The sequence below is a fragment of the Chryseobacterium sp. Marseille-Q8038 genome, assembly GCF_965111995.1.
The window spans coordinates 976,892-1,001,959 of the sequence record NZ_CBCOPN010000001.1; the positions used below are offsets into that span (position 1 = coordinate 976,892).

The 25,068-nt window shown below is 33.7% G+C and carries 27 protein-coding genes; 5 read left to right on the forward strand and 22 right to left on the reverse strand.

The window, feature by feature from the left end; genetic code table 11:
* Window positions 1-25: 25 nt before the first annotated feature.
* Window positions 26-526: a hypothetical protein gene (locus ACWPWS_RS04530; protein ID WP_105682227.1), complete on the reverse strand. Its 501-nt coding sequence runs from the start codon at window positions 524-526 to the stop codon at window positions 26-28.
* Window positions 527-680: 154 nt separating this feature from the next.
* Between ACWPWS_RS04530 and ACWPWS_RS04535 the strand changes: the two genes are divergently transcribed.
* The gene (locus tag ACWPWS_RS04535; protein WP_454045638.1) at window positions 681-1,643 is read left to right on the forward strand and encodes a hypothetical protein; all 963 of its coding nucleotides are present in this window, start codon (window positions 681-683) and stop codon (window positions 1,641-1,643) included.
* 10 nt (window positions 1,644-1,653) lie between these two features.
* Here the strand turns inward: ACWPWS_RS04535 and ACWPWS_RS04540 are convergent, their stop codons facing one another.
* From ACWPWS_RS04540 to ACWPWS_RS04590, 11 genes are all read right to left on the reverse strand, one after another.
* Window positions 1,654-2,208: a DUF4256 domain-containing protein gene (locus ACWPWS_RS04540; RefSeq protein WP_454045639.1), complete on the reverse strand. Its 555-nt coding sequence runs from the start codon at window positions 2,206-2,208 to the stop codon at window positions 1,654-1,656.
* Window positions 2,209-2,543: 335 nt separating this feature from the next.
* Complete coding sequence (locus tag ACWPWS_RS04545; RefSeq protein WP_105682229.1) at window positions 2,544-2,942, reverse strand: DoxX family protein; 399 nt, start codon at window positions 2,940-2,942, stop codon at window positions 2,544-2,546.
* 17 nt (window positions 2,943-2,959) lie between these two features.
* Window positions 2,960-3,538 carry a YdeI/OmpD-associated family protein gene (locus ACWPWS_RS04550; RefSeq protein WP_454045640.1) on the reverse strand — a complete coding sequence of 193 codons (579 nt, stop codon included), beginning with the start codon at window positions 3,536-3,538 and terminating at the stop codon, window positions 2,960-2,962.
* A gap of 197 nt (window positions 3,539-3,735) precedes the next feature.
* Window positions 3,736-4,200 (reverse strand): SRPBCC family protein, encoded by a 465-nt coding sequence (locus ACWPWS_RS04555; protein WP_454045641.1) that lies wholly within the window; start codon window positions 4,198-4,200, stop codon window positions 3,736-3,738.
* 245 nt (window positions 4,201-4,445) lie between these two features.
* Entirely contained in the window at window positions 4,446-4,787 is a 342-nt protein-coding gene (locus ACWPWS_RS04560; protein ID WP_454045642.1) for an ArsR/SmtB family transcription factor, read from the reverse strand.
* Between the two features lie 148 nt (window positions 4,788-4,935).
* Window positions 4,936-5,919: a PD-(D/E)XK motif protein gene (locus ACWPWS_RS04565; protein WP_454045643.1), complete on the reverse strand. Its 984-nt coding sequence runs from the start codon at window positions 5,917-5,919 to the stop codon at window positions 4,936-4,938.
* Entirely contained in the window at window positions 5,916-8,228 is a 2,313-nt protein-coding gene (locus ACWPWS_RS04570) for a Z1 domain-containing protein (protein ID WP_454045644.1), read from the reverse strand. Before ACWPWS_RS04570 ends, ACWPWS_RS04565 begins: the two co-directional genes overlap by 4 nt.
* A 2-nt stretch (window positions 8,229-8,230) precedes the next feature.
* The gene (locus ACWPWS_RS04575; protein WP_454045645.1) at window positions 8,231-9,769 is read right to left on the reverse strand and encodes an ATP-binding protein; all 1,539 of its coding nucleotides are present in this window, start codon (window positions 9,767-9,769) and stop codon (window positions 8,231-8,233) included.
* Entirely contained in the window at window positions 9,766-11,091 is a 1,326-nt protein-coding gene (locus tag ACWPWS_RS04580; protein WP_454045646.1) for a DNA cytosine methyltransferase, read from the reverse strand. The genes ACWPWS_RS04575 and ACWPWS_RS04580 overlap by 4 nt, the downstream gene beginning before the upstream one ends.
* A 54-nt stretch (window positions 11,092-11,145) precedes the next feature.
* A complete protein-coding gene (locus ACWPWS_RS04585) occupies window positions 11,146-11,886 on the reverse strand; it encodes a hypothetical protein (protein ID WP_454045647.1) in 741 nt (246 codons plus the stop codon).
* A 14-nt stretch (window positions 11,887-11,900) separates the two neighbouring features.
* On the reverse strand, window positions 11,901-12,308 hold the full coding sequence (locus tag ACWPWS_RS04590) for a helix-turn-helix transcriptional regulator (protein WP_454045648.1): 408 nt from the start codon (window positions 12,306-12,308) through the stop codon (window positions 11,901-11,903).
* 149 nt (window positions 12,309-12,457) lie between these two features.
* On the opposite strand from ACWPWS_RS04590, the gene ACWPWS_RS04595 reads away from it, so the two are divergent.
* A complete protein-coding gene (locus ACWPWS_RS04595; RefSeq protein WP_454045649.1) occupies window positions 12,458-12,697 on the forward strand; it encodes a SymE family type I addiction module toxin in 240 nt (79 codons plus the stop codon).
* An 880-nt stretch (window positions 12,698-13,577) separates the two neighbouring features.
* Here ACWPWS_RS04595 and ACWPWS_RS04600 read toward each other — a convergent pair.
* Window positions 13,578-14,396, reverse strand: a complete 819-nt coding sequence (locus ACWPWS_RS04600; protein WP_454045650.1) for an O-methyltransferase — start codon at window positions 14,394-14,396, stop codon at window positions 13,578-13,580.
* Between the two features lie 740 nt (window positions 14,397-15,136).
* Between ACWPWS_RS04600 and ACWPWS_RS04605 the strand changes: the two genes are divergently transcribed.
* Window positions 15,137-15,919 carry a YdcF family protein gene (locus tag ACWPWS_RS04605; protein WP_454045651.1) on the forward strand — a complete coding sequence of 261 codons (783 nt, stop codon included), beginning with the start codon at window positions 15,137-15,139 and terminating at the stop codon, window positions 15,917-15,919.
* A gap of 78 nt (window positions 15,920-15,997) precedes the next feature.
* Here the strand turns inward: ACWPWS_RS04605 and ACWPWS_RS04610 are convergent, their stop codons facing one another.
* Together ACWPWS_RS04610 and ACWPWS_RS04615 are read right to left on the reverse strand one after the other, a co-directional pair.
* Window positions 15,998-16,867 carry a DMT family transporter gene (locus tag ACWPWS_RS04610; RefSeq protein ID WP_454045652.1) on the reverse strand — a complete coding sequence of 290 codons (870 nt, stop codon included), beginning with the start codon at window positions 16,865-16,867 and terminating at the stop codon, window positions 15,998-16,000.
* 196 nt (window positions 16,868-17,063) lie between these two features.
* Window positions 17,064-17,459: a VOC family protein gene (locus tag ACWPWS_RS04615; protein ID WP_454045653.1), complete on the reverse strand. Its 396-nt coding sequence runs from the start codon at window positions 17,457-17,459 to the stop codon at window positions 17,064-17,066.
* A gap of 142 nt (window positions 17,460-17,601) precedes the next feature.
* Here ACWPWS_RS04615 and ACWPWS_RS04620 point away from each other — a divergent pair, with 142 nt between their 5' ends.
* Together ACWPWS_RS04620 and ACWPWS_RS04625 are read left to right on the forward strand one after the other, a co-directional pair.
* A complete protein-coding gene (locus ACWPWS_RS04620; protein ID WP_454045654.1) occupies window positions 17,602-18,195 on the forward strand; it encodes a hypothetical protein in 594 nt (197 codons plus the stop codon).
* A gap of 106 nt (window positions 18,196-18,301) precedes the next feature.
* On the forward strand, window positions 18,302-18,448 hold the full coding sequence (locus ACWPWS_RS04625) for a hypothetical protein (RefSeq protein ID WP_454045655.1): 147 nt from the start codon (window positions 18,302-18,304) through the stop codon (window positions 18,446-18,448).
* A gap of 73 nt (window positions 18,449-18,521) precedes the next feature.
* Here the strand turns inward: ACWPWS_RS04625 and ACWPWS_RS04630 are convergent, their stop codons facing one another.
* The 7 genes from ACWPWS_RS04630 to ACWPWS_RS04660 all read right to left on the reverse strand — a co-directional run bounded on the left by ACWPWS_RS04630 (window position 18,522) and on the right by ACWPWS_RS04660 (window position 24,982).
* A complete protein-coding gene (locus ACWPWS_RS04630) occupies window positions 18,522-19,088 on the reverse strand; it encodes a DUF6624 domain-containing protein (RefSeq protein WP_454045656.1) in 567 nt (188 codons plus the stop codon).
* A 29-nt stretch (window positions 19,089-19,117) separates the two neighbouring features.
* Window positions 19,118-19,474 (reverse strand): TPR end-of-group domain-containing protein, encoded by a 357-nt coding sequence (locus ACWPWS_RS04635; RefSeq protein ID WP_454045657.1) that lies wholly within the window; start codon window positions 19,472-19,474, stop codon window positions 19,118-19,120.
* Window positions 19,475-19,578: 104 nt separating this feature from the next.
* Complete coding sequence (locus ACWPWS_RS04640; protein WP_454045658.1) at window positions 19,579-19,881, reverse strand: hypothetical protein; 303 nt, start codon at window positions 19,879-19,881, stop codon at window positions 19,579-19,581.
* 48 nt (window positions 19,882-19,929) lie between these two features.
* Window positions 19,930-20,538, reverse strand: coding sequence for a hypothetical protein (locus ACWPWS_RS04645; RefSeq protein WP_454045659.1), 609 nt, complete (start codon window positions 20,536-20,538; stop codon window positions 19,930-19,932).
* Window positions 20,539-20,624: 86 nt separating this feature from the next.
* A complete protein-coding gene (locus ACWPWS_RS04650) occupies window positions 20,625-21,362 on the reverse strand; it encodes a DUF2625 domain-containing protein (RefSeq protein WP_454045660.1) in 738 nt (245 codons plus the stop codon).
* A gap of 61 nt (window positions 21,363-21,423) precedes the next feature.
* Window positions 21,424-22,416 (reverse strand): phosphotransferase, encoded by a 993-nt coding sequence (locus ACWPWS_RS04655; RefSeq protein ID WP_454045661.1) that lies wholly within the window; start codon window positions 22,414-22,416, stop codon window positions 21,424-21,426.
* 181 nt (window positions 22,417-22,597) lie between these two features.
* The gene (locus tag ACWPWS_RS04660; protein ID WP_454045662.1) at window positions 22,598-24,982 is read right to left on the reverse strand and encodes a TonB-dependent receptor; all 2,385 of its coding nucleotides are present in this window, start codon (window positions 24,980-24,982) and stop codon (window positions 22,598-22,600) included.
* Window positions 24,983-25,068: the final 86 nt, after the last annotated feature.

Here is a 25,068-nt window from a genome sequence, read left to right on the forward strand (position 1 = left end):
ACAAATTTTTGTTTATAACGGAGTATTATTTTACAGCTTTGTTCACTACTTTACAATCTGCAGTATTCAACTTCTGTCCGTCTTTATAGCTTATTTTATTCTCGTTAGCATATTTAGACTGTCCGTCTTCTTCTTTATGATCACCAATTCCTTCTGTTAAAGCATTATCTTTTTGAAGGAAATAGATATCTCTTTTGCTTTTTTTGCCTTCAGCAGTAAATTCGTAAGTCAGTTTCAAAGTATCTCCTGATTTGAAACCAGTTACATCACCTTTTGAGCTGTCTTTTTCACTGTTTTTATAAGATAATTTTCCGGTGATGGTTCCCAGATTATCATCAATAGAAGCAAAAACACTGTCTTTTCCTGTTACCCCGATATAACAGAACGATTTTGGTCCAAGGGTATCTATTACGGGTTCTTCTACAGCAATGGTATCTGCTTCCACTTTGGGAGCCGGTGCTTCAGTTTTTTTATTGCAATTGATTAAAAAAGCTGATACAGCGCCCAATAAGATTAATTTTTTCATATCCTTAATTGTTAAATCAAATTTTTGAAGCTCAAAAATAATAAACTATTTATATAATAAAGAATATTGTTCATAAATAAGAATAATTTTCTAAAATGCATTAGTCGGAATATTTTAGGCACGGAAAATGATCTACCTTGCAAAATTGATTGTAATGAAAAAGATGACCAAAGCGCTGGGATTGGGATTATTTATGCTTGGCTTACATTGGATGTCAGGGCAAGCTCCTCAGAATTATATTTATACATCTTCGGGAGACCTTAAGAACATAGAAAAAATGATTACTCGCCAGGATATTGGAGGAGTACAGATTGTTTATAACTGGAAAGCTTTGGAAACTTCAAAAGATGTGTATGATTTTTCTGTTATTGAAAAAGATCTGGAATATTTAACTTCCCTCAACAGAAAATTATTTATTCAGCTTCAGGACAGATTTTTTGAGCCACAGGCAAGATATATTCCTGATTATCTTTTGAATGATAAAGAGTATACGGGAGGACTGGTTCCTCAATATGATAACCCTGGTGAGAATAAACCTGTGGGAAGCGGATGGGTTACCCAACAATGGAATCCTGCTGTCCGAATGAGATTCCAGAAGCTTATAGGAGCGCTGGCAGAGAAGTTTGACGGCAAGATTCAAGGGATTAATCTTCCGGAAACATCCATAGATATAGAAATGAAAGCAGATAAAACAGACTTTAGCTGTGATCGCTATTTTCAGGCTGAATTAGAAAATCTGAAGTTCGCAAAAAATGCTTTCCGCCAATCCAATGTATTGCAATATGTCAATTTCTTTCCCTGTGAGTGGGATAATGATCATCAATATATGTCCAGATTGTTTGATTTTGCTTATAAAAATAATATAGGGTTGGGAGGACCTGATATTGTTCCCAATAAAAAAGGCCAGATGAAAAACTCTTATCCCTTTTTTAATCAATACAAAGGAAAGCTTTCTCTTGTTGCCATGGCCGTTCAGGAACCGACTCTTACTTATAAAAATCCGAAAACCAAAAAACCTTTTACCAAAGAAGAATTTACAGAATATGCTGAAAACTATCTTGGTGTTAACATTATCTTCTGGAGTGTGGAATCTCCCTGGTTGAGAGATCCCAGTTAATAATTCTCCCTTATATTTTTAATAATCCCCTAAATCCTCTTGCTGCATAATAAGAATCTGCACCATTGTGATAGGTGAATACAGTGTTGTATCGTCTGTCACAGAAAAGGGCGCCTCCAAGCTCTCGTATTTGGGGTGGCGTCTTGATCCAGCTTGAAGTCTTTTGATCAAACTTTCCTAATTCCTGAAGATGGCGGTATTGTTCTTCTGTCAAAAGTTCAATACCCATTTCGGAAGCGGTATCAATGACATTACTTTCAGGTTTATTGGCTTTTCTGGCATCCCAGGCCTGATAATCATAGCATAAACTTCTGCGTTTTGGGCTTTCCGGAGAGCAGTCTACAAAGGAATATTCATCCGTTTTTTTATTATGATCCACTACATCTGGTTCTCCTTCTGTAGTTTCCATTTCGTATAAAGACCATAACTTTTCAGGGCTGGCTTCCAGTTTTTGCTGGATTTTTTCCCATTTCAGTTCCTTATGACGGTTCATATTTTTTTCAAAACGGGCTTTTAGTGTTTTTAAAAGTTCGTTGATTTGTTCCTGGGTGAGTTTCTTTTTCATGTCAAATTTTTTTTGTTGTGTTGATTGGTGTTGTTGGAAATCGCAAAGGCGCAAATTTTATTAATAATGGCTTGTTTAAAGGCGCAAAGATTTTATCTTCGATAAAATTTCTGACTTTTCATTTTTAAAAATGATTTATAAAAATTGTTTAAACTTATCAAAAAATACATAATACCTATTGAACCATTAAGAAGGATTTAAGAAATAAAGTATAGTTAAGATAAATCATTCTGATTTTTAAGCTTAAAGCATAGCTTATCTTAATAATCTTAACAACTTAATACAATCTTACTGTTTCAAAAATAAAGTTTAAACAACTTTTAATATTAAAATGATTAATCAGTAATGGTGATTTTTCTGTCTGCAGGTCTGAAATACCATGAAATAAGAACCAATACCAGTAATAATACGGCCGGAAATGTTCTGCCAACTGTATCACCCACGATAAGATGAGAGATTACAGCTCCCGACATGACAAAGAAAAATCCTGCATAGGCCCATTCTTTCAGGATCAGACGCTTAGGAATCAGTAGGGCAATAACGCCCAGAATTTTCCATACTCCAATGATGGTCATTAAATAAGAAGGGTAGCCGAGGTTGGTAAAATTGGCCAGTTCATCTTTGTTTTTCATAAGTTGGACAATGGCTGTGGAAACCATTCCCAGTGCCATCCAGAGGGTGAATATCCAATAGATGATTTTTGTTCTTTTTTGTGAGGGTTGTGGTGTGTTCATGATCTGTTTTTTTATAGTTAATCGTTTAATCCTATTCCGTCCATGATTTGTGGAATACTTTTTTCAATGCGGGCTTCACGGGTTTTGGACTGTTTGGCAGAAGAAAAGTGGAGTAGGTAAGCTCTTTGTCTTCCCGGAGTTAATGCTTTGAAAGCTTCCTGTAATGCTGGGTTTTGATCCAGTTTCTCTTGAAATTCTTCAGCCATTTCGAACTCTTTTGTTTTCTTCATTTCCACTTTAGCACCTGATTCTTCAATTTCAACGGCTTCAAACATATAAGAACGAAGAACTTCCTCCAAATCATTGATTTGTACCGTATCCGTAAAACGGATCTGTCTTGCAGCCTGTACGTTTTTGGACTGCTGAATCAAAATGTTGTCCGGATCTTTCATCAGCGCCCCTTTAAAGAAAAGAAGAGCACAATATTCTTTAAAACCGTGGATCAGGAAAATATTTTTCCCTTCATACGTATAACATGGACATCCCCATTTTACATCTTCTGCAAGTTCGGTGCTTAGAGCAATGGCTCTTAATTTTTCAAATTCTTCCTGCCATTGTCCGGCATTTTCGAAGAAAAAATTAACTTTTGGATTCATATGTTTTGGGTTTGAGGGTTTCTTGTGTAAGAGGGTTGGAGAGTATAAGGGTTCAAGGTTTAACGTTTAAAGTTGTTATTCTTTCCCTGATCATTGACGATTCACTTGCAAAGCAAAATTCACTATTGACATTGATTTTCACAATTTAAACTATGGTATCCATGTCCCTCATCTTTTCCTCTATTATCTTTTATCTGCTACCTGCCACCTAACATCTCCTGTAAACGGTTATGCGCCATATTGATGCCCTGGGCGAATGGCATTTTCAGATGCTGATCTCTGAAGTCTACAGATTTATAAATGGTTTGGATGATAATCTTGCTGGTGGTATCCGTTAACTTTTCAAATGCTAAAAACTCAATCTGAACCGGAAAAGGCGTATTTTCCATCTGGAAAGTTCTTATAATTTTCTCATTCTGAACAATGTCATGAATGGTTCCATTAGCACTGAAAACCACATCGCCCTGAGGATTTAACGTTTCGAAACGGTAACTGCCGTGTTGTTTATTTTCGAATTTGGTCACCTTAGTTCCCATCCATTGCTCGAAAAGTTCTGCTTCTGTATACGCTTTGAAAAGCAATTCTACAGGAAGGTCAAATTCTCTGATAATGAAAATTTCCTGTTTGCCGTCTTCAGCGTGGATTTTTGTTTTAAGTTCCATGATGTTGGTGTTTGAGGGTTTCTTGGGTTTGAGAGTATTAGAGTGGGAGAGTACAAGCGTTCAAGGTTTAAAGTTTTTAGTTAAGTTACTGGTTGCTGGTTGCTTTTGTTGCAAGTTTATTTCGTTGATGCTTAAAATTAAAGATAGACGTTCTAACTCTATTAAAAAATTCACCATTCACTTGCAAAGCAAAATTCACTATTGACAATGATGTTCCCAATTTAAACTTAGACGTCTACTGTCTCTCATCTCTTCATCTTTTTATCATTACTGTTCTGATACGCTTTCATCATACTTTCCAGCTTGTTGAATTTCTCATCCCACATTTTACGGAAAGGTTCTATAAAATCGGCTATTTCTTTCATTTTATTGGGATTTAGGTGATAGATTATTTCTCGGCCGTTTTGTTCAGATCTCAGCAGTTCACATTCTGTAAGGATCTGGAGATGCTTTGAAACGGTAGGTCTCGCCGTATCAAAATTAGAAGCAATGGCTCCCGCTGTCATCGATTGTGCCGCCACCAACATCAATATAGATCGTCTTGTAGGATCTGCTATCGCCTGAAATACATCTCTTCTTAAATTCATCGTGTAGTTATTTGACTACAAATATATGTGTAGTTATTTAGCTACGCAAGTTTTTTTTGAAGGAAATTGTTAATTTATACGGAAATGCTAATAAGTCCCACTTCAGCACCTATTAGATTAAAGTTATCTTGTATAGAAGAACTTTTTATTAAACATGTTTAAATAATTCTCCTTTTGTCAACATTTTTGTGATGTCTACTGGGGAGATGTTTGTCAAATCTGATTTGAATTTCACTTCTGAAACCCTATCAGGAATATTAATTCTTTCAACTCTCGATATGTCTTGATAGTTGTAAAATCGCAGTGAATTTTTAGCCAACTCATAATCATATTTTATTTTTGTTGATTGTTCGAATGTACAGCCAAGTGTTTTTGAGACTATTTTATAAACCTTGTCTTTTAGCTCATTTTGAGTAATACGATTATCTATCTTTTCTAACAAATCTAATATGTCTAATCCGTTTGAAATTTGTTTAGTGAATATTGAAGCAATTACTAATTCACTTCCATTTATTGGATTTAATTGTTCAGCTGTAAAAATGTGAACCCGCTCCATATTACTACTACTTTTTACCTCTATTTTTTGAATATCAGCATTAAAGTCGAATTTTTCTTCAGGTATATTGTGCCAATAATCTATTAATGTTTCTGGATTTTTACTTTGTTCAATTAAAAAAAGTTCAGCCCAAAGTCCTTGTTCTGTTTTGGTTGGCGTTTCGGTTAGAGATCTAAATATTTCAACAAAATTTTTAAACGTATCAAGAACTTCTTTTTGAGTAGGATTTTGAGAAAGTGTACATAATAGGGAACATACAATTCCAAAGAAATAGTTTTGTAAATGTTCATGATTGCTTTTAAAAATGATTACCGAATAGTTGTCATATTTAGATTTGTCATTTTCAGATACCTTACATTCAAGGTTGTGCGTAAGTTCTATATACTTTAGCTTAATGTTTTTTTGAGTTAAATGTGTTCGGTCAAATTTTGAGGAAATTAAAATGACAGGAAGCCCTAGATAATTTACCCCAATTTTTGCAAAAGGAAAATCTTTCAATGTTACGGCATTGAATAGTTTTGAATTTTCTATTTGTGGGATTTCCAATCCTAAAAAAACATCTAATAAGCTACTCATATATTATCAGGTTGTCTAATAATATCTTTTCCAACTGTTTCGGGTAACCATACTGCAATACTGATTAGATTATTATAAACAATATTTCCGTTTTCATTTATAATTTCATTACCTTTTACGTCTGTTAGTTTAAGTCTATGGATTTGAATCGTTACTTTATCTTGGTCTTTAATATTTCTGTCTCCAATATAAACTTCACCTATTTTGAATTTCCCATTTTTAGTTGGCTGTTCTCCTTGAAAAAGTTGCTGGATATTATCATTTCGATTTAATCTACGTTGTCTTATATTTTGATCAACAGAATTATTTACTTTTTTAGCACTCATTAGATAAACTAAACAAGTTTCATTTAGGTTGTCTTGTAAATAAGAACTTAATAATCCCCTTAAACTTGAATAGGTTTGACTATCTGTTTCTCTTGTAAATTTTAATCTATTTAGAAGATGCTTTAAGGTTTCTTCAAGTGGCAATTCAGCTTCTAAATGTTTTTGTAAATCAGTTCTTTCAGAATGACCTTGATTTGTTGTAAAACTGTCACTATGATTTTCGGAAAAATCTGCAACAACTGATTTATTGTATTCTATTAGACTTTCTGTGTCATGTGGAGCTCTAACGGTAAACCATTCTTGACCAAAATAATCTCTATCAATATCATTATACAAAATATTTGGTCTTGTAAGTCTTAACATTTGGTCTAAAACAGCTTCTCTATCCCATTCATTCAAATGTTTGTTATTTACATCAAAATTTTCCAAGCGTTTTCTTACATCTTCTTCGTGTTCAATAATTGCCCTAAAAGCTTCAATATTAGCATTATCTAACCAAACTCTGCAAAATCCTAAATAAGAACCTTTATAACCAAAAAAACGTGCTCTTTGTAATGTAGTATCTACTTGCCCTGTTGCTAGTGGTCTAGGCATATAAGATACTGTCAACCCTTCAACAGTAAATCCTCTATCCATTGCTTGACCTCCAACTAAAATATGAGAATAGAAATCGCTCCAACGAACCTCTGGAGTTTTTCCTTTGCTAGCGTTTACTTCCATAATTCGTGTATTCTTTATGGAATGTAGAAGTCTTGTATTTGTAAGTTCTTCAAAAGAGGGTAAATCACTTACGGTTAAACGTAGGTCTTTATAAGCATCTCTAAACTCTTTCAATAGTTCGTTTTTTTCATCCTCGTCAGAAGGAGAATTGCTTTGTAAGAGTGTTTTCCAACTTTCACATGCATTTCTAATCCAGTTAAAGAAAGTATTTTGAGAATCAGTAAGTCTTGACGGATGAACCATCATTGAACGATTGCGTTGGTCTTTTTTTATTTCGCCAACCACAACGCCCAAGAAAAATATTTTTAATGCAAAAAGTAAACTTTCAGGTGGTTCGTGAACAGGATTATTATTTGAAGGTATTTCATTGGTTGGTATTCTTTTAACAAGGCGTGGATTTTGTACAAAAAAAGCATCTCCACCAGTATAACCACTGCCAGGAGTTAAAAGTTTAATGAAATTAGGTGAAAGCCTATCCATAATATTGATAAATAGATTGGCTTGTGGGGTAGCGGTATATTGCAGAAAAGTGTGATGAGGAAATACTGCCCTCAATTCAGTTATTCTTCTGTAAATAGTTGATGCATCTCCTTCATTTACATCTTCTCCTGCTTTTGCATTAGCCCTTGCTCTTGTATTTAAACTTGCTTGGTCGCTTTCATCATCTATAATTAGAGTAGGGACACCATTAAGATTTAGACCCGTTAAAAGGCTGGTCAGATTTCTTAATCTGTTACCGTTCTTCATCACAGTAATTAATAGAGTAGAGCAATTTTCTTTAGGAAGCGTTGGGTCTGCCCATTGCTCTAATTTTATTTCTATTGTGTCTCTATCTACTAATGTACCTGCGTTTTTAATTATAGTCCATCTACGGTCAAATCTTGTTTCAATTTGCAGATCTTTTTTCATTCTTTCAAATGACTGCTCTGAAAGGGGAACTGAAGTTCCGGCAATTATGATTACAATTTGATATTGATTATCGTTGGCTAAAGCTGCAACGGATGTAAATGAAAGCGTTTTACCACTTTGAACATAACCAATAACCAAACCTGTTTCAACATTTTCTTGTTCATTAGGGTTGCCACACATTTCAAGAATCTTGAAAGTTTCATCTATAACACGTTCACCTGTGGTATTAATGTTACCAACATTATCTGTAAATCCTTTATACTTTAATAAAGCTTCAATTTCTTCGCCTTGATAGGGCTGCCATTTTGAATTATTAGGATTTGTACTTCCTGTTATTTCGATTATTTCCGCCATAATTAACTTTGTGAAATTTTGGTAATTAGTTGATTAAAATTCCTTCGTACTTCTCCTTGTCCTTTTGCTCCACTTTCTTTTGCAATAATTTCTGCCAGTCCCATTGCAGCTGCCATTTTTAAAATGGGTTCAATTTTGCTGTTTTCAGTTCCTGCATATTGCACCATAAATGGGTGTATAAGTGAAAGACGAATTCCTACTTGCTTTACGTTTGGTTCTGTAGATGCCTCTTTAATTAAATGGTTTCCAACTTCAATTAATTCATTTAGCGATGTATCGAATGACAATTCAATAGATATGAGCCAATCAATTTTGTTGAAATTTACTTTGAAAGATTTATAAATTCGTTTGTCTGTTTTAGGTAATTCTGTTTCGTCTTCATTTTCCTCTTTTGGACTTTCAAATGTATCTTTTATTGCAGTTGGTGCTTTTTGTTCAAAATCTGAAACTGTTTGGCTTAATGCTTTTACTCCTGAAGTTCTGTACTCGCTATCATTTGCTCTTGCTCTATATTTCTCTGCTTGTGTAAGTAAAGGAAAACTTTCGTGAGATAATTCATCTTTCAAGCACTGTAAAAACACATCTAGATTTTCATCCCATTGAATTCCTTTTTTAGTAAACGAAACATCAAACCCCTCTAAGTGCAACTCTCCAAAAACTCTTTGATATTTGAAACTATTTGGTGCACCAAAAATAAATTCGGGTCTAAAACCAGAATCAAAACTTCCTTCAATTACTCTTCCTCTTCTAAATAGAGCAAAACCTGCTTCAGCGGTTGAACCTGTTTCTCTTATTCCAACAAATCCTTTAACAAATAATCCATCCTCTAAGCCAAAATCTATTTCCTTTCTCCACTTAATTTTTTCTCCATTTGGATCATCATATTTCGGTGCGATGAGAATTTTTGGTTCTGCAAACTGCAATTCTGTGTTATCAACAATTAATTTCAGAATTCCTTTGCGAATAAATTCTCTATAAATACTTGTTAAGTGTGACTTTACTTTAGATAGCCCTTTTTTTCTAGGCATTTTGTTCACGTTTAACAACTCAATTATAGTATAATGATGGGTTTTATCTGATGGTATTGATGTAAATTCTAATTCTTCAAGTTTGTCCTCAACTATTTCATTCATATCAAATTTGATAGTCTTTTCCTCGGATTCATATAAAGCCTTAGTGCGGACTGTCCAATAATCAGAAAACCAACATGAAGCAGATTTCATTCCCATTCCAAATTCCGAAAGCCCTGTTGTATCAGCTGGAATTTCAGCTGCTCTAAATGCTCTGCTATAATTTGCTTGTTCAATGCCTGCTGCATTATCACGAATTATAATTTTATTTTCAGGGTCGTTAATTTCTATTGCAACCTCTAATTGAAAATCATCTCCGTGGAGTTCTTTCAATGCTTTTTCATTATTCAAATAACTAGCAATAGAATTATCAACAAATTCGGCTAAGGCAAACCAAGTTTCATATTCTAAAAACTTTAGAACTGAAAGCATTGATACGTGGGGTCTGATATTTACTTTGTTTTCACTCATACCGACATAGTTTGGGTTACTTTATTTACATTTTTAAGTGGAGTATAAGTTTTGGGGTCTATTATTAATTGTTGTGCAATTAATTCAACTATATGTGAATTTACTGCATTGCCTAAAGCTTTAAAAGCCGCATTGTCATTTTCAGGCAAGTTAATCCCTGTTAAAGATTGAAGTTTTAATCCTTCATTTTTTGTAATATATCTTTTTTGCCACCCAATTATAGGAATTTGGGTATTAGTACAAACCAGTGATGGGAAAAAATCTACTTTTTTTACACGTATTCCGGATGCTCTAAATTGTAAAATATAATCGGTTATTTTTCTGTTACCATCACCAACATTCCACTCAAGTTTTTGCCAACTTTGCGATGGCAGTTGAGATATTCGCTTTACTATTTCTTCAATAAAAATTTTGTTATCTATATAAAATTGTCTGTTCTTCTTTATATATTGTTGCTTCCAGTCAGGAAATTTTTCTTTAACCCTTGCATAGCTCGGTAGGTTTGCTAGTTGTTCATCTTTGGTCTTTCCTTTAAGACTTATACCAAAGTTTCCTTTATATTTTGCAAGTTCTTCTCGAGTTAACATGTCAGGAAATTCTTCTTCAAAAGGGTAGGTTGCTCCAAATTCCATTCCCCAAATTGGGTAGCCCGGAAGTTTAACATGCTTTGGAATACTAGAAATGAATTCTTGCCAAAGTTCAATACAATCCTGATTTGCTTTGGCTAGTTTTTTTGCATTTACAGGTTCTGTTTCTATATAATTATGAATATTAATTTCGCTAGCTTTATTTTTATCGATTTCATCAAAACTGAAATGGTCTAAGCCAATTCTTGAGCCTACAATAAAAATCCGTTTGCGATGTTGAGGAATCCCAAAATCTTGTGGCGAATAGATATTATGATCAACTTTATAGCCAATTCTATCTAATTCATTTTTCATATATTCCCAAGTAGCTTCGTTGTCGTGTTTGGCAATAAAAGGAACATTTTCAAGGATAAAAAATGTAGGCTTTCTATAGTCAAGGATTTTCACAATTTCATCAAACAAAGTTCCTCTGTCATCATCTCTACCTAGTTGCTTTCCTGCTTTTGAAAATGGTTGACAGGGAAATCCTCCGCACAAAATATCGTGTTCTGGTATTGTTTCAATTTCTTTTTCAACAATTCTTTTTATATCACCATGTACTTCTATTCCCCAATTTTCAGTGTATACCTGTCGAAGAGTAAGATTGAGTTCACTAACAAAAACACATTCGTGTCCAAGTTTATGTAGGGCTTTATGAAAGCCCCCAAGTCCCGCAAATAAATCTATAAATTTCATTTAATATTTTCGGAGTAACATTTAAAGTTTAAATTATAAATACGTAAAAAAATCTTACGTTGTTGATATTCCCCAAGCAACTTCACAAGCGAAATATTCTGCAATAACAATTCTGATAATATATGCTCCCATATCATCTATGGCTATGTATCTATATTGATTGTTCTGAACATCGACCCAATCATTTATAATCATATCGACATTTTGTGGTTCGCCATTTTCGGAAGTTGTAGTCATTTGTGTGACAAAAAGTCGTTGCATATTACGTGATCCTACTTCACCAAAATTCTGTTGAAAATGAACGGAATTAAATGTTTCCTGATCTTCTTTAGAAAGCGATAAAAGAGGACCAAACCAGATATGATCTGGTTTCTCACGACATGTCTGGCTTAGTTCAAACGCTGCATGACCTCGAGCAAGTTTAAGCATTACATTTTGAATGCGATGAAGCTCTGGAGCAAAAACTATTTGCCCATCTATCTCAGTTTTGGCAGCTTCAATACGTTTTCGAAGTGCAGGTAGATTTCGCATAGTCTTAGCAATGGATGCCCGTTGAATTTTTTCAGGGTCCGTTGAGCCACAAAGAACACTTTCTATTAAACAAACAAAATATTGTTCGTCCTTTGAAAAGTTTTGATTACAAGAATAACAACACCCAACTATAGGCAAATCTTTAGGATAAGGACTTTCAAGAAGACATTTAGATGGGACATGATCTTTTGTATCAGCCAATCCAGCACAATAAATACATCCTTGAAGCAGTCTGCTATCTGCATGATTTTTTAGCTTATCCATAGATATTGTAGATACTATTTATTTAATAATTTCTCCAACCTCTCAATCATCTCCCTCTGCTGCTCAAGCATACGCTCATAAAGCTCCACCATTTTATCAAGAGGATTGAAATTAAATGTTGGCTGAACATTCACACCATTTGATTGGTCGTGTGTATTAAAAGTATTAGAAATAATATTCACTGCCTGTTCCTCATCAAAATTCTCAATCGCTTCCGCAGGAACTTTCAAGATTTGCGCTACCTGCGCCAGAATATCAGATTCCACGGTTTCTTTTTGCTCTAAAAGAGAAACTTTTTTCTGGTTCCAGTCATCGCCCAGTTCAAAAGCCAATGCTTCCTGTTTGATGCCCAGCATTTCGCGGAAACGCTTTATATTTCTCCCTTGGTGTATTTTTTTATTTTGCATATCTGTGTAACTCATAATAACAAATATAAAGCTTTAGAACAAAAAAATGAAGCTCTGTTTTAAAATAAATACTATTCTAAAATATCCCTCTTTCTGAATAAAATATTCTATCCTCAACTGGTTTATCCTTCTGATTATGCCTTGATTTGTAAAAAAAAACAAAGATGAAAAGAAAAAGAAGAATGAACAGCAGCAAATATAATGAACTGCATAATCGTAACCTTACGGTTTTCCTCAAATCGTTTTCAAGAGCGTATGGCAAAATAGTGTACTTCCCCGAAATAAGAATTGCAGGGAAGTGGGTACAGCAATGTGGTTTTCAGGCAGGAGATAAGATATTGGTTTCGGTAAGCAGAAACCAGATTATTTTGGAAAGGGAAGTGGATTATGAAGGATCAGTATAATTTTTTGATAGCCTCTCACAGATTTAGGAGATTGAGCAGATCTTTTTAGCATTATAATTTGCGATATCTGTTTGATCTGTGGGAGATTATTTTTTTGAACCATTAAGTAGATTTAAGGCTTTAAGTAAAGTTAAGATTCAAATAAATTTGAATGAAGCGTTGTGCTTTAGAATGTCTTTAGATATTCTCTTAATATTCTTAATTACTTATCCATTCTTAATGGTTCAAATTCTTTATTTTAATTTATGTGCTTTTAACGCAAAGTTTTCAAATGAAAGATTTATATTTTAAGGAAGCTAAGGATGGGCAAGTGGACTTGCGTGATGAAGCGGATGATAGTTTCTCGCAGTTTTTTTAGAGTTATACTTTACGAAATCTGTTTGATCTACGGGAGATTATTTTTTTGAACCATTAAGTAGGATTTAAGGCTTTAAGTAAAGTTAAGATTCAAATAAATCTGAATGAAGCGTTGTGCTTTAGAATGTCTTTAGATATTCTCTTAATATTCTTAATTACTTATCTATTCCTAATGGTTCAAATTCTTTATTTTAATTTTTGTGCTTTAACGCAAAGTTTTCAAATGAAGGATTTATATTTTAAGGAAGCTAAAGATGGGCAAGTGGACTTGCGTGATGAAGCGGATGATAGTTTCTCGCAGCTTTTCTTAGAATGATAATTTGCGATATCTGTTTGATCTGCGGGAGATTATTTTTTTGAACTATTAAGTAGGATTTAAGGCTTTAAGTAAAGTTAAGATTCAAATAAATTTGATGAAGCGTTGTGCTTTAGAATGTCTTTAGATATTCTCTTAATATTCTTAATTACTTATCTATTCTTAATGGTTTTTAAAATTAAGTATAGTTTTAGCTCATCAATTGCGTTATTTAGCTCTGATGAGCGGAACATATTCTTTTACAAAAATACCGATGTATTTCCCATGGTATTCTACAACACAAGTGCTGATATTCATTCTGTTGCAAAAATCCTGATACGCGGAATTGTCGCCAATATCATCACTGATAAACACGGCACCAGGTCTCAGCCTTTTATAGATCTGATGATAAGCCCACATTCTTCCGTGGTAACTCTTGTCAGAATCATAGTGGAAAACATCAAAAGAGGAAACTTTTTTTAAAATTTTAGGTAAAGATTCTCTGTCTGCAAAACGGAATAGCTGCCAGTACTTTTTAAGGTTTTCAGGAACAACACAGCCTACATACTGATCACCATCCTGAGCAAGATAAGGCATATCTGAGCTATAGAGTGTACCATTTCTTTTTTGAAGCGAAAGCAATATCGCTAAAGAAGACCATCCATAAGCCACACCTGTTTCAAGAACGTTTTGTGCTTTGGTGAATTCGCAGGCGTAATAAATAAGCTCCATTGCACCAGCACCACCCATTTTAACAGGGCATTCTTTTTCTTTGGCATTGGCTTTTTCCAGGATGTCAGCATAAGCAGATTTGAAATTGTCAGTATCCATTGAGAAAAGCCTGGAGATCACTTCTTTTTGTGAAACGGCTATGGATGCAGCCCAGTGATTTGTTTTTGCTTTTCCCTTGAAAGGGCTTCTTCTGCTTACCGTATTTTTAATGATTTTTCTGCCCAGTTCAGGATAAAGAGCAGGTCTTTTAAGATACGCTACAAATGTTTTGAGAACTGCTGACATTTCATTGATGGTATTAAAATTACAAGACAAATGTATTTTTTTTAAAACCATATTGCATTGAAATAATATTAACTTTAAGAGTAAATCTGTTTAAGATTTTTTAATGTAAATAAAGCAATTAAATGATAAAATTAATTATTTCAATAAGTTAGACATAGATAAATGAGTGGCTGTGAAGAGTTTTTCACAGATTTTTATAGGATAATCTGCAGCATAGATCCGCATCACAAAAGATTGTATTCCTTGATTTTCACAGCAATGATATCAAATTGTTTTTCAATGACTTAAGGTAGAAATCATTTCTTTGTATTTGAGGAAATACTTTTATTTCTTCCTTTACAAAAATGCCTTTCCAAAAATATATGGAGTACGGTCATAAAAACGGCTATACTGTTCTGCTTTTTCACTGGGGTAGGTATTTTTTTTAACACACTTTTTAGTGTGTTGTTTGCAAATGTATAAAATAATTGGATAAACCAAAAGAAAAATAAGGCGAAATTGTTCTAATGACTTAATAATTTATTACAGTAAATACATTTTAGAGAAATATAAAAACCAATTATGATAATCAGAAAAGTATATAATCTATTGTATCTTCTTCATAGGAAATGGTTGTCTGGCCATTTTTCTGTTCATGATACCTGAAATTTCTGCCCATAAAAAATGAAATGGCCTTAAGCCGTTGAAATGTAGTCTGTAAAGCAATATTCAGGAAATGTCTACCTTTGCAAATCCAATGTTTTCTATACATTAATCAATATTATTTGAAGATGAAATTTTTACTAGACTTTTTATTTCGTGTTATTCAGCTTTTTACAGAACCTTATTTCTTAGTATTTCTTGCAATAGTAATCATCGCATTACTAAAAAGAAAAAATAAGCGTAAAAATCTAAGGATAGGAGTTGGCCTTTTTGCCGTTATAATGATCATTTTTATAGGAAATGGTTTTCTGGGGAAACTCACCTCGGGATATCTGCAGAAAAGTTATGTTAATACGATTGTGAATAAAAATAAGACTTCTCAGAATCCTGTTATCGTTGTATTGGGCGGTGGGGTTGTAGACTTTGACAATACGGAGAAGCTGCATACAATGTCTTATTCCAGACTCGTAACCGCTTATCAGCTGTATCATGAATACAAGAAGAATAATCTGCCTTGTAAAATAGTCATTTCCGGAAGGGGAAGGGGACAAAAAAGTGAAGCAGAATTATTCAGCGAAAATTTTAAAAAAATGGGGGTTTCAGAGACAGATCTCATTAAAGAAGATAAAAGTATGAACACCTATGAAAATGCAAAATATTCCAGCAAGATATTAAAACAGATGGCTCCTTCGGATGTATATCTGGTTACTTCCGGGTTTCATATGAAAAGGTCTGTTGCTTTGTTTCATACCTTTGGATTAGATCCTGTTCCGCAGGCATCAGACTTTATAGATACAGAAATCACTTTGTTTCCTAACAGCTATAATGCTGCCTTTACCTTTGTCATGCTTAAAGAGGTGCTGGGAATATGGCAGGTGCAGCTGTATAATAGTTTGGGATTGAATGGGTAATATGTAAAACTTATTACAGAAAAACCGGACACTTAAATTAGTTTAAGTGTCCGGTTTTGTTTTAAACAGCTTTAGCTGCTATTTTGCTTTCTTCAGTGAAATTAATGTCTGTAAAACCACGGAAGCAATAATAAAAACCAATCCTATATAAAAAGACAGATTGACTTCCTTGCTTTCTCCAAAAAATAAAAATGCCATAATAATAGCGTACACAGGTTCCAAATTATAGGTTAGATTAACGGTAAAGGCAGGAATTTTCTTTAAAACCTCTGCAAACATCACATATAAGCCAACGGTACAAAAAAGAGATAAAACGCCCAAGTAAGCCGTGTTTTTCAAGTCAGGAACTATGCTATCTGACGGGAAATAGAGGAGATATACGGGCAAAAACGCTCCCCAGCATAAAGTACCGGCAATCATCTGATAATAGTTAATGACTTTAGTATCAAAATGGTGTACCAGACGTTTATTGTAAATGGTATAAAGGGCTCCAAATGCAGATGAAAAAACACCTAAAATAATTCCAAGCTGATAGGAGGTATCAAAATGAAAAATTAAGCTTATTCCAAGAATCGTCAGTGTGCTGAGAAGTAATTCTGAAAGTTTGAATTTCTCTTTATCAATAACGGGTTTAAATACCGCTGTAAAAAAACTGGTCAGGCAGTAGCATACAACACCAATAGATATATTCGCGTATTTTATACTCGCATAAAACAGAAGCCAGTGTAGCGTAATGAGCAATCCGGCTTTTGAAATTTGAATTTTTCCCCGGAGAGGAATATCTGCTGGAATTCTAAAAAGTTTTAAAATAAAGAATAAAATAATAGAGGAGAAGAGGAGTCTGTACCATACCAGCAACCCTTCATTAAGTGTGATTAATTTTCCGAATACACCTGTAAATCCGGCCAGAATTACGGCCAGATGCAATAATAAATATGATTTTTTCATTGAGAATGAACTGTATAAAAGATTTTAAATTATTTTGCTGAAATGGAAGCATAGCCAAAAAGACTGATAAAAATTTATCAGCAGCAATACTTCAGATTACAATTTGAAAATATTAAAATCTTGGTGGGGAGATACAGCTCGTGATGTTCATATTTATTCGTTGAAACTCAAATATAGGGAAAAATATTGTATAATTTTACATAAAAAATACATTAAACTTGTGTCCGTCCGGATCTGCAAATACAAAACCATAGTAGTTTTCACCAAAACTTTCAGGTTCTGAAACAACGATTCCACCAGCGTTTCTTACTTCTTCAGCCCATTCATCCACCTGGTTTTTACTGTCTGCAGAAAGGGTGAATATAATTTCATTGGAGCTTTGAGGGTCTCCGAATTTCATACTTTTCAGGTTGTTTTCTATAACATTTTTTAAGAAAAAGTGAATAATGAATTCATTTCCAGCCATAAAAAAGCTTACCAGTTCATTGGAACTGTGTGGATTATTGGGTTTGAATCCCAGCTCAGTATAGAATTTTTGGGTGCGTTCAAGGTTGGCTACTGCCAGATTGGCCCAGATCATTTTAGGTTTCATATGCGTGATATTTTGGTTAGGATAAAGGTATTTTGTTTTTATGGAATAAAAACTGTCATGTGGCAAGATTTTGTATTTTTAAGAACTATAGAGACTTTGGAATCGTTTCAATTTAACATAATATATTAGTGGATTATAACACATGAATAAAAATATTGCAAATAAACTTAAGCAGTTAGGAGGAAATACAGAGGGCTTACATGCAGATAAAAGTTTTGTTGAAAACTGGCAGAGTCTCAGCTTCAGCCATTATCTTTATGACAAAGATTGGGATGTTTATGGGATAGATCAGTATTATGAACAGTATAAAGGTTTGTATATAGAAGATCAGAAAAGTTTTTATAAGAACTTGCTGGAACATTATTTTTCTGATCATGAATTGCCGTACGGTCAATATTTTTTCAAAGATTGGATTTTCACGCCATTCAAAGAAAGCTCCGAGGATTATGAAGAGCTGGATGGACTTGTAGAGGAATATGAAGTAAAAAAAATCGTACAAGGCAAAGAGATGGATTTTATCTGTATATTTTATTCTTACGGATATCCTGATCATTTTTTTGTCTGCACAACAGATCCTGACCAAAATAATCCAACGGTCTACAGTACAGACCATGAAATGTATTTTCAGGAAATTGAGAATGAAGGAAACCTGGAAGAGTTTCTGGATCGTTTTATAACCCAGGAAGAGTTCTTAGAAATCGTTACAGAATATTTGGATGGGAAATATTCAAAATAACGGATTCTGAGGGGGTTAATATTCTATTTCAGTTGGATAATAAAAATCCTATAATTTATATTATGTTAAATTGTATATTATTTGAGTTTCTCAAAATTCACAGAATATGTCAGATTTCATTATTTATCCCATGTTGTTCTCAACAGCTTTCAGATTATCTATGACTATCATTATTGCTCAAAATCATTTCTTAGATCCGGAAAAGCTGTTAGTGTCTCAATTAATCTCTTACGCTTTACAGCCTACAAAATAAATAACGGATTAAGGAGTCTTCAATTAAGCCTTAATCCGTTATTTTTGCAAACTGCTGTGAGCAGATGTTTTTTCTATTTATTTAATTTTTCTAATTCGGGTAATTCTCTTTTATACTTTTCAACGTCCCAAACCAAATTCCAATTTTTAAGATAGTCAGAGATTGGACCTAAGCCAACTTCTGTTCTTCTTTTATCTACATTGTCAGGATCAATTAAAGGCGAAACATAGAAAGTATTATTACTCTGAATGATTCCTATCTGGCTTCCATATATTTGTTTTCTACCTTCCCGAATTTCTATTCTGTCAATTAACAATGCTAAAGAACCTGGACTTGCATTTCCTTTTGTTACCGCTTCTTTCATCATGGGTAAATATTTTTTTTGCGTTTCCAAATCTGAATGCTGAATAACCAGGAATAATGCACTATTAGCTTGCGCGCCTACTTTGTCTTTGCCAACCCAACCTTTTTCATCCAGTATTTTTTTTACTTTTAATAGGTTAATTGAGTCTTTCTGATTGGTTATTCTCCAAAGATCATTCATTTCTTTAGAATTGGGACCGAATTTTTTCTGAGTTTCATTCATTTGCACCCTATATTTTTGGTCTTCTTCATGAATTGCCAATAATTCAGCTTGCAATGGTTTGTCATAATTTGCTTCTATTAAAGCTAATTTTTTTCTAACTTTTCAATTGTTTTCCCCCACTCTTTTTTTGAATGTAAATTTTCTAAATCAGTATCAGAGTTTAAGTGCTTTAGATTGGTCCAACCTTTTTCTATGGATAAGTTCAACCATTTAAATGCTTTTTTTGTATCTCCTGCTAAAGAAGATGAACATGCGCCATTATATAAGTGACTTGGATTTTCGCTTTCAATTTTAAACGCTTTATCATATAAATCAGCAGACATTTTATAATCTTTTGCTTCATATAATTTATTAGCTTCACTTATTAATTTTGAATATTCCTGAGCATTAATGCTTGTGAATATAAATAATAGTAAGAAAGTATAAATAGTGTTCCTCATTTTTTTCTGTATTTAACTGTTGAATTTTTGATGGTTATTATGCTGCTAAGATAAAATTTATTTTGATGATGGGTTTGTTAAGAAATCACAAATAATTTTTCATGCTAAGCATTTTTTATTCTCTCAGATATTATATCGAATTTTTTAGCCAATAATAGCTTAAAAAGTTCTATTACTTCATACCAATCTTTAGCTTGGTATTTCATTTCTTGTTCTTCAAGAATTACAGAAAGCGACAGGTCTTTATTTACTTCAATCACGTTTTCATCATCGGTTATAACCGAAACCCAAAATGCTCCATGCTCTTCATCCATTAATTGAATGTCTGATATAGCTTTTATGATAGCTGATTCGTCAATATTGTCTTTCTGATAGCCATCTGCATATTGAATATAATTTTCTGTCATATTTTGTTTACTGAATTTTTTAAAACAGCCTGATGAAATTTAAATGAATTATTTTAGCTTACTTCTCTCCTCTTCCCAAAACCTATCCATAATTGCCTTAGATTCTCCCGGGCTTTTCTGCATTTTGATGTCTCCATTTTCATCAATTCTATAATGACCTTTAAATGCATCAGGCATTGCATCGTATTGTCTGTTTACTTGTTCAAGTGTTTCGCTAAAACAGGGATACCCAAATTTTTCAACTAAATACGGCAAAGCGTTTCCTCCTTTTAAAAGTTCATACTCCTGAAAGTTATAGGGTGTCGTTTGCTGTCTTTTAGCCAATGATTGGTTAAATTTTTTTAGCAGCTGAGCGATTTCCTTCTCCTCAATAAAATTTGAAAGTCCGCGTAAAGCATATATTTTCATATCCAGATAGCGTTCTTTCTTATAAGCATTCATGAAAAAATCCTTCAGTAATGGATAATTAAAATCATAGAGCAATTTCAATATTTTATTTCTAATATCTAATTGTTTTGCTGAGCTATAAATAGTAATCAGATATTCTACATTGTCATTGCTGATAATATTTTTGTCTATATTAAACAGTGCATTACGAAATTCAGGCTTTTTTTCATTACCTTTTTCGTTTGTTAAAATAATCGGAAAGCTGTTCATCGTGATATAACTTAATTACAATTGTTTTATGATATATTTGTATCAAGGTCTGAATTCATTAATGATTTACAACTGATTTCTATCATTTATTTCTCTGTATCAAATCCAAGCTGATTTCTAAATTCAAGAATTAACTTGTAATTTTCTTCAATTGGAATTTCCTTTTTTGATACTTTATTGATATCCTTACCTTGTTCCATCCATAGGTAAGGAAAAAAACTAAATACCTGATCTCCTTTAAGTTTCGCTACATCTTTTTTCCAATTGGACCATCTGTATTCTTTGTAAAATTCATCAAGATTTTTATTAAAGCAAAAATTCAAAAATTCAGTGTAGGTAATATCAAGAGGTTCATATTCCAGATTATCGGGTGCCAAATAATAAACTTTTCCTAAATCGCTGCCCAGTCCGCCACCATTAAGAACAAAAATGCCGCCTATTGCATCATCAGCAATTAAAAGATATTGTATTGGCTGCCCATAATCCTGAAATGTTTTTCCTTTATTCCATTCTGGCAAAGACCTGTTTAATTTATCACTGCCTGAGCCAAGAATTCTTATCCATCCATTATCAACCAGAAGTCCTCCTGTCATATATACAATGGAACCCATTGGAGATCTGGTTGTAACTTGACTTTTATATAAGGCATCCTTTGCTCTGTTTGTATCCACGGGCAATATTTCTACTTTATTTTTTGCGGAGTCTATCCATTCTTTTACAAGAGTCCAACCCGGATCTTTATCGTTTATTAATTCCTCAATAGAGTGCATTTTTGTTTGTCCATAAGTTGTTAATGAAAAAAAGGATAATATAATAATTGTCAAACATCTTATCATGTTGTATGATTTTATAAAATTATAATAAAATAGATACCGCTTCCTGTGATTATTTAATCTCAATTTTATGATAAGCAATCCATCGTTTTAAATTGCCCACCATTCTTTTTAAATGATCTTCATTGAGGAAAATATTGGTCCAATATTCAAATCTGTCACACTGAACACTTATATAATAGTTCATAATGGCCAGGCATGCGAAAGGTAAAAGCTTTTTTTCTTCAGGAGTAATTTTAGTTACAGTCTCATAACCTCGTATGAAACTGTCTGATTTTGTATGATACTCCTCTTCGTTCAGATGGGTTGTAAATAACTGAAATAAAAAATAAGAAATATCAAAGCATAAATAACCGTTGCCACAAAAATCAAAGTCAAAAAAGGTTACTTCTTTTTCATCATCAATGTGCAAATTGTCAAACCAAACGTCAAGATGAACTGCTCCATATCTCATGTGCTGTTTGTCTGCATTTTCCATTTTCAGCGTTAAAAAATCAGAGAGATTTTCCAAAAATTCAATTTCGCTGGTATTTTTACTATAGAATTCTTTTGTTCTTAGAACAGGATTTTTGAGTAGGTTTTGAGTATTGTAAGACATTCTCATCAGTTCGACATTTTCTGTTGATTGATGAATTTTAGCTAATGCTTGTCCAATCAGAAAACTTGTTTCGGAGGAAAATTTTGCTGTCTTTATACCTTTAGCATATGAAAATAAAACACCAAATCTTGTCCCTTCCGGAGCTTCAATTTCCTGGATAAATTGGTTTGATTGATCAGCTATAGGAAAAGCAATTTGTCGGTTTGCTTCTTTCAGATGATTGAGAAGCCTTAATTCTTCTTCAATTTCTAATGGAGTTCGCCAATGATGAGTGTACACTCTAAAAACGTATTTGTTTTCACCAGCATGAACGATGTATAAATGGTTCATAGCAAGCCGAAATATATTGCATTTTGTTTTGTCGGTTAGTCCATATTTTTCTTGAATAAGTTGACCAAGTCTATGAGGTGAAAGTGTGCTGTTTATTGTCGGAAATTTCTCTGGCATTTAATTCTTGTTCGTAGCGGTTTATTCTTAGTTTACACAAATATAACACAGTTATTTATATATAAAAATGAGGAAAACCATAAAGTTCTAAAGTACAATGGCTTTAGAACTGATTTTGAATAGATAAGTTTAAAAAAATCTGCAGTTATCAATAAATAATAACTGCAGAAATAAGATTGATTTATATGGTGATCTTCACACCGGCTGAAATATTAATTCCGGTTAGCGGACTTAGAAATTTTAACTGAGAATTCTGAAGTCGAGCCTCAGTGTTCAGAAGATTATTTCCAATAAGATAATATTCCAGTTCCCCAAAGCCTAAACTGTTGTCTTTATAGGCTAAACGGGCATTCAATAATGAAAATGCAGGCATAGGAAGCTCCGGATTAATATTCTTTCCTAAATATTTTTGTTGTAAATAATGATCTAAGCTTAGATTCAGGCTGAAGTTCTTCAGAGTTCCTTCCAGATTGAATCCAAAACGGCTGGTAGGCATATTGGGCATATAATCGCCATCACTCCATTTTCTTATGGAACTGTCGGCAACGCTTATATTCCTTACCAAGTCATAATATCCACCTATCTCCCACTTTCCTAATTTTCCGAGATCTGCTTTATAAGCGGCTTCAGCTTCAATTCCGTTGATTTCTGTATCATCGGAGCGCCATTCTTTTACCAGAAAAACTTCTCTCGAAATTCCGGTGTGGGCAAGGTAAATATAATTCTTATAAGAAGTATTGTACCAACTGGCAGATATTCGAAGGTTCTTCAGGTTAACTCCAGTCCCGATTTCAATGGTGTTTGCCGTTTCCTTATCCAGCCTGTCATCACCATTTTCCTCTGTCAGAATAGCAAAATGATTATTTCCTGAATAAAGCTCATTCACTTCCGGTGCTCTTTCCGAATGATTGTATTGTACTTTCAGATATCCTTTTTTAAAGATATTCCATTGAGCGGAACTGTGGAATTGATGAAGGGTAAAGTCTCTGTCGCTGAGTTTTCCACCGGAAAGTCCGCGGCTTCTGACATATTTTTGATCTGCTTCCGCCCTGCGTTGTACATGATCATTTCTGTATCCAAGATCTATCTGAATACTATTAAAATCAAGATGCTGCATGGTAAAGAGTCCAATTTCACGGCTTATATTATTAGGTAAATATCTCTGACCACCATTTCCTTCCATTTCTCTGTATTGAATGTCAAGGCCAGTAGTTCCCGTAAGAAATTTTAATTTCTGCTGTGCAATTTCCATGCGTCCATTGTGTTGATTTACAGCAAACTGATTGGCTCGGTAACGATCAAGAAGTTCTGCATTTTTTGAGAATACTCCCATATAATTCAGTTTTATGCTTGAAATCGGAGAATTTGTAAATCGGTAACCAGATTCAAACATGGCTTTATGGGATAAACTTCTGATGTTGATCGGAAGATATTCTATTTTTTGCGATGGTTTTCCATGAGTATGTTTGGGAATTTTAGGGATTGCATATCCCGGAACTCCAAAATAAGAGTAAGAATTCTGATAGGCTCCTCCTGCATAAAACGATTTTCCTATATAACTGGTTCCTACATAGAATGAATTGCTTTCTGAATGGCTGTTGGGAATGACTCCGTCTTTTGTTTCCACATAATCCCTGATTCCGTTTACTTCACTTTTGTAACGGTCTTTCACAGCATCCTGGCCAGGAACATAAAGATCATTCTTTGGGTTGGGATAATGTTTGCCGTCAGCAGGATTATAATACGTGGAACTGAAGGTGTAAAGATCATCTTCCGACAGTTCATATTCTATCATATGATCTTTGGCAAACTGGCTGATGTAAGGGAAAAGACTTTTGTTGAGTACGCGTCTTGAATTCACATCTATCTGGCAAAGTGACTGTAAAATACTGTTGAAACCTACCAGATTTGGGTCATAACATCTGCTGTCTTTTGATTTTCCCGGAATTCTGACCATTTCCTGCTTCTGATTGGATGCTCCTACCGTCCAAACCCAGTTTTTGGCAATAGTACCTTTAGCTGAAAAGGCCTGTTTCTGCCCACTATTGCTTCCTCCTTCCAAAAGCCCGCGAAAGTTTATCTTTTTATCCGGCAGCTGTCTGGCAATATAATCTGTTTCAATATCTATGGCGCCTCCAATAGCTTTTCCTCCATATAAAACCGATGCAGAGTTTTTATAAATCGTGATATTCTGAACATTGTTCATCTCTATATCCGTATTAAAATCAGGACTTATTCCGGAGAGATCATTAACTGCAGTTCCGTTTTCCAATATTTTTACACGGTTTCCGCTAAGGCTTCTGATAACGGGAGCTCCGGAGTTGGGCCCATATCCCGAATTTTGAATTCCGGGAATTTTACTCAATGTTTCACCCAGTGTATTAGACTGAATAAAATCCAGTTTTTTTCTTGAAATATTTACAGAGTTATAATTTGTTTTTCCCTGTACCCTGACAGATTCTATATCCTTTACCATTTTTTTATCAGGAGTAATTTTCTGAGATTTCAGAATAGATGGTGAATACATAAGTGAGCTTCCCACCAAAAAATAGACGGTCCTTTTCATGTGCATATACTTTAATGATCCGGCAAAGCTAGAAAATTAAATTATTTAATGCAACATTGTTGCTTTATTGAAATTGTTAAATTTTT

Bases quoted from the DNA above. Each gene is read 5' to 3' on its own strand.
- ACWPWS_RS04655 (WP_454045661.1), bottom strand. From the start codon at position 22,416: ATGCCAGAGAAATTTCCGACAATAAACAGCACACTTTCACCTCATAGA.
- ACWPWS_RS04545 (WP_105682229.1), bottom strand. From the start codon at position 2,942: ATGAACACACCACAACCCTCACAAAAAAGAACAAAAATCATCTATTGG.
- ACWPWS_RS04565 (WP_454045643.1), bottom strand. From the start codon at position 5,919: ATGAGTAGCTTATTAGATGTTTTTTTAGGATTGGAAATCCCACAAATA.
- ACWPWS_RS04590 (WP_454045648.1), bottom strand. From the start codon at position 12,308: ATGAGTTACACAGATATGCAAAATAAAAAAATACACCAAGGGAGAAAT.
- ACWPWS_RS04625 (WP_454045655.1), top strand. From the start codon at position 18,302: ATGTCAGATTTCATTATTTATCCCATGTTGTTCTCAACAGCTTTCAGA.
- ACWPWS_RS04660 (WP_454045662.1), bottom strand. From the start codon at position 24,982: ATGAAAAGGACCGTCTATTTTTTGGTGGGAAGCTCACTTATGTATTCA.
- ACWPWS_RS04575 (WP_454045645.1), bottom strand. From the start codon at position 9,769: ATGAGTGAAAACAAAGTAAATATCAGACCCCACGTATCAATGCTTTCA.
- ACWPWS_RS04605 (WP_454045651.1), top strand. From the start codon at position 15,137: ATGAAATTTTTACTAGACTTTTTATTTCGTGTTATTCAGCTTTTTACA.
- ACWPWS_RS04640 (WP_454045658.1), bottom strand. From the start codon at position 19,881: ATGACAGAAAATTATATTCAATATGCAGATGGCTATCAGAAAGACAAT.
- ACWPWS_RS04580 (WP_454045646.1), bottom strand. From the start codon at position 11,091: ATGAAATTTATAGATTTATTTGCGGGACTTGGGGGCTTTCATAAAGCC.
- ACWPWS_RS04645 (WP_454045659.1), bottom strand. From the start codon at position 20,538: ATGAACAGCTTTCCGATTATTTTAACAAACGAAAAAGGTAATGAAAAA.
- ACWPWS_RS04615 (WP_454045653.1), bottom strand. From the start codon at position 17,459: ATGAAACCTAAAATGATCTGGGCCAATCTGGCAGTAGCCAACCTTGAA.
- ACWPWS_RS04535 (WP_454045638.1), top strand. From the start codon at position 681: ATGAAAAAGATGACCAAAGCGCTGGGATTGGGATTATTTATGCTTGGC.
- ACWPWS_RS04570 (WP_454045644.1), bottom strand. From the start codon at position 8,228: ATGGCGGAAATAATCGAAATAACAGGAAGTACAAATCCTAATAATTCA.
- ACWPWS_RS04610 (WP_454045652.1), bottom strand. From the start codon at position 16,867: ATGAAAAAATCATATTTATTATTGCATCTGGCCGTAATTCTGGCCGGA.
- ACWPWS_RS04550 (WP_454045640.1), bottom strand. From the start codon at position 3,538: ATGAATCCAAAAGTTAATTTTTTCTTCGAAAATGCCGGACAATGGCAG.
- ACWPWS_RS04635 (WP_454045657.1), bottom strand. From the start codon at position 19,474: ATGAGGAACACTATTTATACTTTCTTACTATTATTTATATTCACAAGC.
- ACWPWS_RS04595 (WP_454045649.1), top strand. From the start codon at position 12,458: ATGAAAAGAAAAAGAAGAATGAACAGCAGCAAATATAATGAACTGCAT.
- ACWPWS_RS04560 (WP_454045642.1), bottom strand. From the start codon at position 4,787: ATGAATTTAAGAAGAGATGTATTTCAGGCGATAGCAGATCCTACAAGA.
- ACWPWS_RS04540 (WP_454045639.1), bottom strand. From the start codon at position 2,208: ATGAAAAAGAAACTCACCCAGGAACAAATCAACGAACTTTTAAAAACA.
- ACWPWS_RS04555 (WP_454045641.1), bottom strand. From the start codon at position 4,200: ATGGAACTTAAAACAAAAATCCACGCTGAAGACGGCAAACAGGAAATT.
- ACWPWS_RS04620 (WP_454045654.1), top strand. From the start codon at position 17,602: ATGAATAAAAATATTGCAAATAAACTTAAGCAGTTAGGAGGAAATACA.
- ACWPWS_RS04585 (WP_454045647.1), bottom strand. From the start codon at position 11,886: ATGGATAAGCTAAAAAATCATGCAGATAGCAGACTGCTTCAAGGATGT.
- ACWPWS_RS04530 (WP_105682227.1), bottom strand. From the start codon at position 526: ATGAAAAAATTAATCTTATTGGGCGCTGTATCAGCTTTTTTAATCAAT.